This is a genomic window from Streptomyces sp. 63XJN7_1_ISO-PGPR-S23-121, assembly GCF_056173025.1.
Genome location: NZ_CM149653.1, coordinates 4953404 through 4964272 on the forward strand (window position 1 = coordinate 4953404; position 10869 = coordinate 4964272).

Consider the following 10869-nt stretch of genomic DNA (forward strand, 5'->3'; position numbering starts at 1 on the left):
GTGCTGACCACACGTCCGGACCGCCCGTTCAGGTCACCGGGCCCGGGGTGGGCGGTGCCGGATCGTAGTCGGCCTTTTCGGTGAGGTCGCGCAGGCGCGTCGCGGCGGTGAGCATGTCCCGGTGGCTGGTGTAGAGGGCGTTGACGCCGAAGCGGAGCAGGTCGGGCGCGCGCATGTCCGCGATGACCCCGACCTCCGCGAGGGCGACGGCCAGACCGCGGGCGTGGGCGTGGCGGAGGGTGACCTGACTGCCGCGGCGGCCGGGTTCGGCCGGGGTGGCGGGGGCGAAGCCCAGAGGGGTCAGGAGTTCGTCCGCGCAGCGCAGGAAGAAGCCTGTCAGCGACAGGCTCTTGGTACGGAGCCGGGCCAGGTCGACGCCGTCGAAGGCGGTGAGGGCAGCTTCCAGGGCGAGCAGGGAGAGGATCGGCGGGGTGCCGATGCGGGCGCGGGCGATGCCGGCGGCAGGCGTGTAGGAGTCGGCCAGGGCGAAAGGATCGGTGTGGCCGGTCCAGCCCGGCAACGGGGTTTCCAGCGTGGTGTGGTGGCGTCGGGCGACGTAGAGGAAGGCGGGAGCGCCGGGGCCGCCGGAGAGGAACTTGTAGCCGCAGCCGACCGCCAGGTCCACGCCCAGGCCGTCGACGTCCAGGGGCAGGGCACCGGCGGCGTGGCACAGATCCCACAGCGCCAGGGCCCCGGCGTCGTGCGCGGCCCGGGTCAGCATACGCATGTCGTACAGCTCGCCGGTGCGGTAGTCGACGGGCGAGTAGCTGACGACGGCGACCCGTTCGCCCTCGGCGGCGAGGAGGTCCGGAAGGTCCCCCGGGCGCACGTGCCGTACCTCAAGGTCGCGGCGGCGGGCGACCGCGTCGGCGAGGTAGCGGTCGGTCGGGAAGTGCCCGGGATCGGTGACCAGCAGCGGGCGGTCCGGGCGGAGGGCGGCGGCGGCGTCGAGGGCGGTGAAGAGCTGCACGCTGGTGGAGTCGCCCGCGATCGTCTGCCCCGGCGCCGCCCCGATGAGCCTCCCGACGGCATCGCCGACGCGCAGCGGCGCCTCCCACCAGCCGGCCGCGTTCCAGGAGCCGATGAGTCCGGTCGCCCACTGGCGCCGTACGACGTCGTCCAGGGCCGCCGGCACGGCGGCGGGCAGCGGGCCCAGGGAGTTGCCGTCGAGGTACACGACGTCCGGCGGGAGCAGGAAGCGTGCCCGGAGGTCGGCCAGGGTGTCGTCGACGTCCAGCCGTGCGGCCTGCTCGTGGAGGGTGTCGGTTGCGGAGAGTGCGGTGGTCATCGGTGTGCGGCCTCCTCGTCCGCGCGGCCGGCGTCCGCCGGGAAGTGGGCGGCCGCCATGTCCCGGAGGGTGTCGGCGACCGCGCGGGCGCCGGGTGCCCCGGGTTCGATGAGGGTGTAGTGGCCGGTGCCGGGCAGGACGACCGTCCTGAGGTCCTGGTGCACGGCCGCGTAATCGCTGAACTGCGTGAGGGGGACCTCCTCGTCCGCGGCGCCGTGCAGGAGCACGGTGGCCACGCCCGTGGCCCCTGTGCCGCGCAGCAGGGTGAGGGGGTCGACCTCGGGCAGACGGGCCGTGAAGTGCTCCTCGCCGCCGAGGAGTTGCAAGGCGGCGTCATCGCTGAGGCGGTCGCGGCGGGTGGCGGTGAGGTCGGTGATCGGGGCGAGGGCGAGCACACTCGTCGGCAGGGTGCGGGTGTACCAGCGGGAGGCGGGCGGCAGCAGGCCCCGGGCGGCGCACCACAGGGCCAGGTGGCCGCCGGAGCAGTGGCCTGCCAGGACGTAGGGGCGGCCTTCGGGCAGCGTGTCGACGATGCGGGCGATGTCGTCGAAGGTCTCGGGGTAGCCGCCCGCACCGCCGGACCGTCTGAAGCCCGGGAGCAGCACATCGAACCCCTGCGTGGACAGCCAGTCGGCGAAGGGGGTCAGGTGCATCCGGTCGTAGCGCCAGTAGCCGCCGTGCAGGAGGATCACCAGCGGGGCGTCCGGGTCCTCGGACGGCCAGGCGTCGTAGGACTGGTGGGGGTGGTCGCCGTAGCGGCCGTGCACCGGGGCCAGGACCGGCTTCAGGCTCAGGACCCGTCGCTCCTCCTCGGCCGCGAAGGCGGAGATCGGCCTAGACGTCACCGCGCACCTCCCACAGTTCGGGGAAGACCGGCCGGGCCGCGCGCTGTTCGAGCCAGGCGAGCCCGGCGGATCCGGCGCTGCCCGGTTTGGCTCCCATGGCGCGGCGGACCACCAGGACGTGGTCGAACCGCCAGCGGGTGACGAGTTCGGCGATGTCCGTGAGCAGTTCGCCCAGGGCGAGGTGGGGGTGGTGCTGCGGACCGGCGTAGACGTGCCTCCACGCCTCCACCACGCCGGGGTCTCCGTCGTAGGGGCGGATCACGTCCCGTTCGCGGACATGGGCCGGGACCGGCAGGCCCTGGCGGTGGAGGTAGGCCAGCACGTCGTCGTACAGGGACGGTTCGCGGTAGGTCTCGGCGAGCGCCTCGTGGACGGCCGGGTCGCCGCGGTGGGAGCGCAGCAGTCCGGCGGACTTGTCGCCGAGGAGGAACTCCATATGCCGGTACATCGCCGACTGGAAACCCGAGGCCCGGCCGAACGCGGCCCTGAAGCCGTTGAACTGGGCAGGCGTCAGGGCGGCGATGGGCTCCCAGGCGCCGCTCAGAGCGGTCAGCGCGCGGCGGCTGCGCACCAGCGCGTCCATGGCGGCGGGCAGGTCGTCCTTGGCGAAGGCGACCTTGGCGGTGCGCCACTCGTGCACGATCAGGGTGAACCACAGCTCCATCACCTGGGTGGTGACGAGGAAGCCCATCTCGTCCGGGGCCTCGGTGAGCGGGTGCTGCAGCGTGTTGAGGACCGAGGCGTGCACATACGTGTCGTAGGGGCTGGCGCCCTCGAAGGGGCAGGTCAGGGTGTCGTCGGTGGCCGGTGCGTCGAGGGTGGTCGTTCGGTCGTTCATCACATCTCCCAGGAGTGCGTAGGGGTCACACACCGAGGTGGGCGCCGCCGGAGGCGTCGATCCACTGACCGGTCACCCAGCGGGCGTCGTCGCTCGCGACGAAGGAGACGACGTCCGCGATGTCCACCGGGTCGCCGAGCCGGCCGAACGTGGAGGCCTCGGAGTAGCGGCGGCGGATCTCCGGGACGGCGAGGGTGGGGTTGATCTCCGTCTCGGTGTAACCGGGTGCGACGGCGTTGACGGTGATGCCCCGCGGGCCGAGCTCCTGGGCCAGGGAGAGGGTGAGGTAGTCGAGGGCGGCCTTGGTCATGGTGTAGGAGACGATCGCCGGGAAGGCGACGCGGGTCGCGACGGAGGAGATGTTGACGATCCTGCCGCCGTCCCGCAGGCGGTCCAATCCGCGCTGGATGATGAAGAACGGCGCCTTGGCGTTGATGGCGAAGACACGGTCGTAGTCGGCCTCCGTCACCTGGGCGATGGGGCGGGGTACGGTGATGCCCGCGTTGTTGACGAGGATGTCCAGGTCCGCCGGGGCGTCCTGCTGCGCCAGGGCGTCGTCGAAGGCGGACCACAGGGTGTCGGCGTCGCCGGGGACGCCGAGTTCGGCGTGGACGGGGAAGGCGCGGCCGCCGTCGGCCTGGATCTCCTTGACGGTCCGCTCGGCTGCCGTCGGGTCGTGGCCGTAGTGGACCGCGACGAGGGCGCCTTCGCGGGCGAGGCGGTGACTGATGGCTCTGCCGATGCCCCGGCTGCCTCCGGTGACCAGGGCGGTTTTCCCCGTGTGGCGGGCGGTGGCGGTCATCGTGGGTCTCCTTCGCTGAGGGGTGGCGCTGACGGACCAGGCGTCGAAGTCGAACGTGCTCGGGATGGCCGATCAGGCGTCGAAGTCGAGGGTGATCTCGGGAGTGCGGGGCCTGGCGCGGCAGACGAGCGTGTAGCCGGCGGCGCGGTCGCGTTCGTCCAGGGCGTGCTGGCCGTCCGCCGTCACCTGTCCGGACACGACCTTCGCGCGGCAGCTGCCGCAGACGCCCTCCCGGCAGGCGTAGGGCACGTCGGGGTGGCTGCGCAGCAGTGCGTCGAGCAGGACCGGGTCGTCCGGCAGGACGGTGGCGGCACGGCGGCGCCCGTCGAGCAGGGCCGTGACCCGGTACTCCCCCGCCCTCGGCGCCTGCCCGAGCGGCTCCGGCTCTGGTGGCTGCCTGTCCTCGGCGGTGAACAGCTCCCAGCGGACGAGCGAGGGATCCGCGCCGAGGCCTGCCAGCACGTGCCGGGCGGTGGCGACGAGGCCGGGCGGTCCGCACAGGGCGAACGTGGTGTCCGGGCCAGGCCGGGCGTCCACGGCGGCCAGCAGCCGGCGCACTCCGGACGCGTCCAGCCGCCGTGCGAGCGGACCGCCCCCGCTCCCCCGGTCCTCCCGCGTCAGCACGTACAGGACGGTGAAACGGTCGACGAACTCGTCCTTGACCTGCGCCAGTTCATCGGCCAGCACGGCGTCGGCGGAGGTGCGCACCGAGTGGACCAGACTGACGCGGCAGGTCGGGTCCCGGCGCAGCGCGTGGGCGGCCATCGGGGCCAGGGGGGTGATGCCGGTGCCGCCCGCGAGGAGCACATGATGGGCGCCCGGCAGCCGCGGCAGGGCGAAGACGCCGGTGGGAGCGGAGAGTTCCAGACGCGCGCCCGGTACGAGCCGGGTGGTGGCGTACTCGCCGAAGCCGCCCGGGCCGGAGCGTTTTATCACCAGGCGGAGCGCCGAGGGGGCGTGCGGTGGTGGGCAGAGCGAGTAACTGCGGCGCAGTTCGGTGCCGGAGGCCTGCCGGTGCCGGACGACGACGTGCCGGCCGGGGTGGTGGGCGAAGACATCGCGCAGGTTGGTGGGCACGTGCAGGGTGACGGCAACCGTGTCGGCGCTCAGGTGACGGACCTCGCGGACGTCCAACGTGTGCCAGCCGAAGCGGCGGGGCGGGCCGGCCGGTGCCTCGTCGAGGAGGGCGGGCGGGGCGGTGTTCACGGTGTGCCTCACAACGCGGTCAGGTGGGGAAAGGGCTCGCGGCACGCGGTGCACCACAGCACCGACTGACAGCGGGCGGGGCCGAAGGCGCTGTGCGGCCGGGTGGCCCTTGATCCGCAGTGCGGGCAGGGCACGGCGCCCAGCGCGACGGGGACCGGGCTGTCGGGTGCCGGGGTCACGGGTGGCGCGATGCCGTGCGCGGCGAGCGCGCGCCGCCCCTCGGGGGTGATGCGGTCCGTCGTCCAGGGGGGCCTCAGGACGTGCCGGACGCGGCCGTCCGGGTGGCCGCAGAAGGTCAGGACCTCCCGCACGGCGGCGGTGATCTCGGGCAGCGCGGGGCAGCCGAGGTAGGTGGGCGTGATCTCCACCTCCAGCACGCCGTCGGCGCCGGGGGCGACACGGCCCACCACGCCGAGGTCGCCGAGGCCGATCACCGGCAGTTCCGGGTCCGGGAGCGCGGCCACCCGCTCGCGCACCTCCTGGGCGGAGCGGCGGGCTGTGACCGGTGCGGGCGTGGGTGCGTTCACCAGGTACCCCCGGGGAACTGCCTGCGCACGGACTGCAGTTCGGCGATCAGTGGCCCGAACTCCTCGGTGTGCAGGCCCGCGCGGCCGCCGGTGGCCGACCAGGTGGGAGCGGGCACGGCGATGCCTGCCTCGGTGACGACGCCGGTGACCCGCCCGAGCCACGTGTCACGCAGGCGTGCCGGGGAGGGCACGGTGCCGGACGCGGCCAGGCGGCGCAGGAGGTCGTCCTCCTCGAAGAGTTCGCCGGTGTAGGGCCACACCCGCTCCAGGGCGTGTCGCATGCGGCGCGCGCTCTCGGCGGTGCCGCGCCCCAGGGTCTCCGTCCAGCGGTCGGCGTGCAGCCGGTGGAAGGCGACCTCCTTGGCGGCCCGGGCCCCGAACGCGGCGAAGCTCGGGGTCGGCGCAGTGCGCGAGGTTCTCGTAGTGGAGGACGGCGTAGTGGGTGTAGGCGAGTTGCCGGGCCACCGTCACGGCGAAGTCGCCGTTGGGCAGCTCGGTCAGCAGGGCGTTGGTGAACTCGCGCTCCGAGCGGGTGTAGGCGAAGTCGTCCTCGGTGCGGCCGGTTCCGTCGAGGCGGCCGGCGCGGGTCAGCAGCGCGCGGGCGTGGCCGATCAGGTCGAGGGCGATGTTGGACAGGGCCAGGTCCTCGTCGATGGTCGGCGCACGGGTGATCCACTGGCACAGCCGCTGTCCGAGGATGAGCGCGTCGTCGCCGAGGCGCGTCGCGTACCGGGCCAGATCGGGGTGGGCGGCGGACGGCGGCACGTCCGGCAGGGTGCCGGGGTGCACTGCCACAACGTCACTCGTCGTGCTCACCTTCGGGGCCCTTCTCGGTCAGCGGTGCGTAGTGCTCGGGGTAGCGGTACGGCTTGTGGCGGGCGCCCGCGAAGTACGGGTCGCGTTCGTCCGGGGAGGCCGTGTGCACGGCGTCGGAGCGGACCACCCACAACGACAGGGGTTCGCCCCGGCGCGTGTACAGGTCGCGGGCGGCGGCCAGTGCCGCGTCCGGGCCGGCGGCACGCACCGACCCCACGTGCTGGTGCGCCAGGCCCCTGCGGGCGCGCAGGAACACCTCCCAGGACGCCGGCGCGCCCTGTCGTGCCGCGCTCATGCGGCCGCTCCCCGCGGCTCGTCCGTCCTCGCGGCGTACGCGACGGCGGCCTCCCTGACCCAGGCGCCGTCCTCGTGCGCGGCCAGGCGGCTCGCGATGCGCTGCCGCGCCCAGTGGGTGTCGTCGCCCAGGGCCGTGCGGTAGGTGTCCCAGTCGACGGGCGTGAAGTCGTAGTGCCCGCGCTCCTCGTTCCAGCGGATCGCCGGGTCGGGCAGCGTCAGGCCGAGGCGCTCGGCCTGCGGGACGCAGGTGTCGACGAAACGCTGGCGCAGCTCGTCGTTGGTATGGCGCTTGATGCCCCAGGCCATCGCGCGGCGGGAGACCGCGGCCCCCAGCGCAGCGGTCCGCGCGTCGGCGCCGCCCACCTCCGTGTCGGGCGGTCCGAACATCAGCGCCACCGCCGGCAGCCACCAGCGGTTCACCGCGTCCTGCGCCATCTCCTTCTGCTCCGGGGTCCCCTCGCACAGGGTGCGCATCAGGTCGTAGCCCTGACGCACGTGGAAGGCCTCCTCCTGGCAGACGCGGCGCATCGCCCGGGCATAGGGCCCGTAGGACGTACGGCACAGGGGTGCCTGGTTGATGACGGCGGCGCCGTCCGTCAACCAGGCGATGGCGCCGGTGTCCGCCCAGGTCAGCGCGGGATGGTTGAAGGTGGCCGAGGCGCGCTGCCGGCCGTGGTGCAGGGCGTCCAGCAGGTCGGCGCGGTCCACGCCGAGTGTCTCGGCCGCGGAGTACAGGTACAGGCCGTGGCCCGCCTCGTCCTGCACCTTGGCGAGCAGGACCGACTTGCGATGCAGGGACGGGGCTCGGGTGAGCCAGGCGCCCTCGGGCTGCATGCCGATGATCTCGGAGTGGGCGTGCTGGGCGATTTGACGGACCAGCATGCGGCGGTAGCCGTCGGGCATCCAGTCGCGCGGTTCGATCGTCTCGCCGTCGGCGATGAGCGCGTCGAAGTGGGCGAGCAGGTCGGCCTCGTCCGCGGTGGCGGAGTCCGTGGTGGTGGCGGTGGTCGACGCGGTCACCGGACACCGCCCGGACGTGCGGCGACCGTCGCGGCGGTGCCGTGCTCCCGGACATCCGCGGGACGTGCGGCGGCCCTCGTCGCGGTGCTGTGCTCCCGGTCACCGCCCGGGCGTGCGGTGACCGTCGCGGCGGTGTCGTGCTGCGGGCACCGTCGCGGGGACCGGACCCGTACCGGCTGCCTGGGCACGCACATCACTCCTTCGGTTCGACGACCGCCCGCGCGGGGTGCCGGGCGGAGCGGGTTGCTTCGTTGCGATAAGAGGCCGGGCGTGCGGCCCGGCTATCCCCGGCCCGCGAGGTTCGGGTGCGTGACAAAGCTCACGCCGCGGTCCGGGGAGTGCGGCCGGGCCGCGGCGGCCTCTTGAGGAGGTGACAGTCGTGGACCGCGGCGGCCGGCACGCCGAGGCGAAAGGGGAAACCATGAGCACCATCAGGGAGTTGCTGGTCGAACTCACCGGCACCGTCGAGTACGCCGACCGGATCGGCGACGACGCCGACCTGGCCGCCAGCGGCATCGACTCCGGGGACCTGGTGCGCCTGGTCCTGCTGGTCGAGCAGCGGCTCGGGGTCGAAATCACCGCCGAGGACATGGAGGAGCTGCGCACGATCGGTGACTACGAGCGTTTCGTGGCCGAGCGCGCGGGCGCCGGCGCGAGCGGCGGTGCGTGATGTGGCTGACGCAGCTACTGGAACGCAACCGCCAGTGCCGGCCCGGCCGGATCGCGCTGGTGGACGACGCACGCAGCGTCACCTGGTCCGAGCTGCACGACCGTACGCGGCAACTGGCCCACGGCCTCGCGGAATTGGGTATCGGGCGGGGTGACCGGGTGGCCGTGCTCTCCAAGGACCGGATCGAGGTCCTGGAGAGCTACTTCGCGCTGGCCCGCCTCGGCGCGCTGTTCGTGCCGCTCAATCACAGCCTGACCGAGCTCGAGGTCGCCGGGATCGTCGAGCGCGTCGGCGCGGTGGCCGTCCTCGGCGAGTCCGAACTGCTCGACCGCCACGCCGAACTGCCGAAGTCGGTGCGCCTCCGGGTCGCCTTCGACAAGCCCGCCTTCGCGGCGCTGGGCACCCTGGCCGAAGAGCGGGAGCTGCCGGACGTCGCCGACACCGACCCCATCGCCGTACTGCACACCTCGGCGACCACCGGGCAGGCCAAGGGCGTGACGGTCGACAGCGCGTCCTTCCGCGCGATCGCCCTCGGCTGGCTCGTGATGGCCCGCCCCACCGACGACATCGTCATGGTCAACTGCTGCCCGCTGTACCACGGCAGCATGGTCGTTTCCCTCACCTACCTGGCGGCCGGAGCGACGATCGTGCTGATGCCCGGATTCACTCCGCAGCGGGCGCTGTCGGCGGTGGAGCGGCACCGCGCCACGCACATGTGGCTGGTGCCTCAGATGCTGCGCTTCATGCTCCAGGCGAAGGCGTCCGGGCACACCGACCTGTCCTCCCTGCGGGAGGTGCTGTACGGGGCCGCCCCCATGCCGCTCGACGTCTACGCCGACGCGGTCGAACGGCTCGGGTGCGGCTTCCGGCAGGTGTACGGCATGACCGAGGTGGGGGGCCCGTTCGTCACGCTCGGTCCCGACGAGCACCCCGTGCCCGGGGACGTGACCGCCCGCATCCCGTGCGGACGGGTCGTGCCGGGCATGTCCGCCCGCGCTGTCGACGAGGCAGGCCGGGAACTGCCGCCCGGCGAGATCGGCGAGATCGTGGTGCGCGGGCCGGGCGTCATGCAGGGCTACTGGAACGACCCGGAGGCCACCCGCGAGATCACCCGCGACGGCTGGATCAGGACAGGTGACCTCGGCTTCATGGACGACGAGGGCCGCATCAGCCTGGTGGACCGCACCAAGGACGTGATCATCCGCGCGGGTCAGAACGTCTACCCCTCCGAGATCGAGCGCGCCCTGATGACCCACCCGGCGGTCCGGGACGCGGCGGTCGTCGGCATGCCCGACGAGGACTACGGCGAGGTGCCGCTGGCCTACGTGACCCTGGAGGCGGACGCGGAGCCGAGCACCGCGGAGTTGCTCGCACACGTGACGGGGCTGCTCGCGCCGTACAAGCGGCCGCGACGGGTGGAGTTCGTCGAACAGGTGCCGCGCAATCCCGCCGGCAAGATCATCAAGAAGCTGCTGCGGGTATGAGGGCGCGCGAGGGCGGACGGCGATGAGTGAACGCCCGACACGCCCCGGGCCGGCCACGACGCGGACGCCGTGGCCGGCCCGAGCCGGTGCGGAGCTTGTGCCGGCGGTCCGGGGCTGCGGGAGACCCCTGTGGTGGGGCCGGGCTGAAGAGGGGCCGCACCGTGGCAAGCTGTTGCCGTGGGTGCGCGATGACCTGGCCGCGCTGCGTCCGCTCCTTCTCGCCGCCGGACTAGGGCTCGGTGTCGCGGCCGCATCCGAACCGGGTGGGGAACCGGCCGGGCCCGCCGAGGCGGCCGCCGCGGCGTCGATGCCGGAGCAGCGGCGGCGGGAGTTCCTGGCCGGCCGGCGGGCCGCCCGCCGGGCCCTGTGGGCGGTGGGGCTGGACTGCGGTGAGATCCCCCGGTCGGGGCGCCTGCCGGTGTTCCCGCCGGGCCGGGCCGCGTCGATCTCGCACAGTGCGGGGATCGCCGTCGCCGTGACGCGCGGTGCCGACGGGGAATTGCCTCTCGGCTGTGACCTGGAGCTGCGGCCCCTCCCCCGCGCAGCGGCCCGTCTGGTGCTGCGTGCGGACGAGGAGCCGCTGCTCGTGGTCTGGTCGGTGACCGCATTGTTCTCCGCCAAGGAATCCGCGTGGAAGGCCCTCGCCGTGGCGGACGGGGGCCTGCGGGACCTGCGGGCCTCGTCCTGCGGGGACGAACTGCGTGTCTGCCTTCGCGTGGATCCCGCGCGTGCCGTGCGGGTGCGGGTCGTGCACGTCGGGGCGGCGGGAGTCTTCAGCTACGTGACCGGCTGGGATGCCGTCCCCGGCTGACAGAAGCCGCCCGTCCCCGGGTGCGCCGGGGGACGGGCGGGGCGACGGGTCAGCGCTCCGGTGTCGTGCCGCCGTCCCGGTAGGAACGCCGCACCGCGCCGGCCGCCTTGTCGGTCCGGGCGTCGTACTTGTCGCCCGTGCGCTCGTCGACCATGCGCTCGGCGCCCGAGACGCCCTTGTCCGCCTGGTCGGGGTGGCCCTTGGCCATCTCCTTGGCCTTGTTCATCATGTCGCCCAGCTTGCCCATGGGGGTACCTCCAAGAGG

General features: G+C 73.6%; 12 protein-coding genes and 1 pseudogene. 3 read left to right on the forward strand and 10 right to left on the reverse strand.

Features of this window, described 5'->3' with window-relative positions; all coding sequences use genetic code 11:
* Nucleotides 1-28: 28 nt before the first annotated feature.
* The 9 genes and pseudogenes from AC0VYN_RS21970 to paaA all read right to left on the reverse strand — a co-directional run bounded on the left by AC0VYN_RS21970 (nt 29) and on the right by paaA (nt 7639).
* Nucleotides 29-1288 (reverse strand): kynureninase, encoded by a 1260-nt coding sequence (locus AC0VYN_RS21970; RefSeq protein ID WP_475532346.1) that lies wholly within the window; start codon nt 1286-1288, stop codon nt 29-31.
* Nucleotides 1285-2133: an alpha/beta hydrolase gene (locus tag AC0VYN_RS21975; protein WP_475532347.1), complete on the reverse strand. Its 849-nt coding sequence runs from the start codon at nt 2131-2133 to the stop codon at nt 1285-1287. Before AC0VYN_RS21975 ends, AC0VYN_RS21970 begins: the two co-directional genes overlap by 4 nt.
* Complete coding sequence (locus tag AC0VYN_RS21980) at nt 2123-2971, reverse strand: tryptophan 2,3-dioxygenase (protein ID WP_475532348.1); 849 nt, start codon at nt 2969-2971, stop codon at nt 2123-2125. The genes AC0VYN_RS21975 and AC0VYN_RS21980 overlap by 11 nt, the downstream gene beginning before the upstream one ends.
* 25 nt (nt 2972-2996) lie before the next feature.
* Nucleotides 2997-3773: an SDR family oxidoreductase gene (locus AC0VYN_RS21985; protein ID WP_398366743.1), complete on the reverse strand. Its 777-nt coding sequence runs from the start codon at nt 3771-3773 to the stop codon at nt 2997-2999.
* A 72-nt stretch (nt 3774-3845) separates the two neighbouring features.
* Nucleotides 3846-4979 (reverse strand): 2Fe-2S iron-sulfur cluster-binding protein, encoded by a 1134-nt coding sequence (locus tag AC0VYN_RS21990; protein WP_475532349.1) that lies wholly within the window; start codon nt 4977-4979, stop codon nt 3846-3848.
* An 8-nt stretch (nt 4980-4987) separates the two neighbouring features.
* Nucleotides 4988-5509 (reverse strand): 1,2-phenylacetyl-CoA epoxidase subunit PaaD, encoded by a 522-nt coding sequence (gene paaD, locus AC0VYN_RS21995; protein ID WP_475536955.1) that lies wholly within the window; start codon nt 5507-5509, stop codon nt 4988-4990.
* Nucleotides 5503-6295: pseudogene (gene paaC, locus AC0VYN_RS22000) on the reverse strand (1,2-phenylacetyl-CoA epoxidase subunit PaaC). Before paaC ends, paaD begins: the two are co-directional and overlap by 7 nt.
* Before the next feature lie 10 nt (nt 6296-6305).
* A complete protein-coding gene (paaB, locus tag AC0VYN_RS22005) occupies nt 6306-6617 on the reverse strand; it encodes a 1,2-phenylacetyl-CoA epoxidase subunit PaaB (protein WP_125188764.1) in 312 nt (103 codons plus the stop codon).
* Entirely contained in the window at nt 6614-7639 is a 1026-nt protein-coding gene (paaA, locus tag AC0VYN_RS22010; protein WP_475532350.1) for a 1,2-phenylacetyl-CoA epoxidase subunit PaaA, read from the reverse strand. The genes paaB and paaA overlap by 4 nt, the downstream gene beginning before the upstream one ends.
* Nucleotides 7640-8060: 421 nt before the next feature.
* Here paaA and AC0VYN_RS22015 point away from each other — a divergent pair, with 421 nt between their 5' ends.
* The 3 genes from AC0VYN_RS22015 to AC0VYN_RS22025 all read left to right on the forward strand — a co-directional run bounded on the left by AC0VYN_RS22015 (nt 8061) and on the right by AC0VYN_RS22025 (nt 10604).
* Nucleotides 8061-8309 carry an acyl carrier protein gene (locus AC0VYN_RS22015; protein ID WP_077799511.1) on the forward strand — a complete coding sequence of 83 codons (249 nt, stop codon included), beginning with the start codon at nt 8061-8063 and terminating at the stop codon, nt 8307-8309.
* On the forward strand, nt 8309-9793 hold the full coding sequence (locus AC0VYN_RS22020) for a class I adenylate-forming enzyme family protein (RefSeq protein ID WP_475532351.1): 1485 nt from the start codon (nt 8309-8311) through the stop codon (nt 9791-9793). Before AC0VYN_RS22015 ends, AC0VYN_RS22020 begins: the two co-directional genes overlap by 1 nt.
* Nucleotides 9794-9974: 181 nt before the next feature.
* On the forward strand, nt 9975-10604 hold the full coding sequence (locus AC0VYN_RS22025; protein ID WP_475532352.1) for a 4'-phosphopantetheinyl transferase: 630 nt from the start codon (nt 9975-9977) through the stop codon (nt 10602-10604).
* Between the two features lie 49 nt (nt 10605-10653).
* Here the strand turns inward: AC0VYN_RS22025 and AC0VYN_RS22030 are convergent, their stop codons facing one another.
* Nucleotides 10654-10851 carry an antitoxin gene (locus AC0VYN_RS22030; RefSeq protein WP_475532353.1) on the reverse strand — a complete coding sequence of 66 codons (198 nt, stop codon included), beginning with the start codon at nt 10849-10851 and terminating at the stop codon, nt 10654-10656.
* Nucleotides 10852-10869: the final 18 nt, after the last annotated feature.

Coding starts and splice junctions, on each gene's coding strand:
- AC0VYN_RS21970 (WP_475532346.1), bottom strand. CDS start 1,288: ATGACCACCGCACTCTCCGCAACCGACACCCTCCACGAGCAGGCCGCA.
- AC0VYN_RS21980 (WP_475532348.1), bottom strand. CDS start 2,971: ATGAACGACCGAACGACCACCCTCGACGCACCGGCCACCGACGACACC.
- AC0VYN_RS21985 (WP_398366743.1), bottom strand. CDS start 3,773: ATGACCGCCACCGCCCGCCACACGGGGAAAACCGCCCTGGTCACCGGA.
- paaB (WP_125188764.1), bottom strand. CDS start 6,617: ATGAGCGCGGCACGACAGGGCGCGCCGGCGTCCTGGGAGGTGTTCCTG.
- AC0VYN_RS22015 (WP_077799511.1), top strand. CDS start 8,061: ATGAGCACCATCAGGGAGTTGCTGGTCGAACTCACCGGCACCGTCGAG.
- AC0VYN_RS22020 (WP_475532351.1), top strand. CDS start 8,309: ATGTGGCTGACGCAGCTACTGGAACGCAACCGCCAGTGCCGGCCCGGC.
- AC0VYN_RS22030 (WP_475532353.1), bottom strand. CDS start 10,851: ATGGGCAAGCTGGGCGACATGATGAACAAGGCCAAGGAGATGGCCAAG.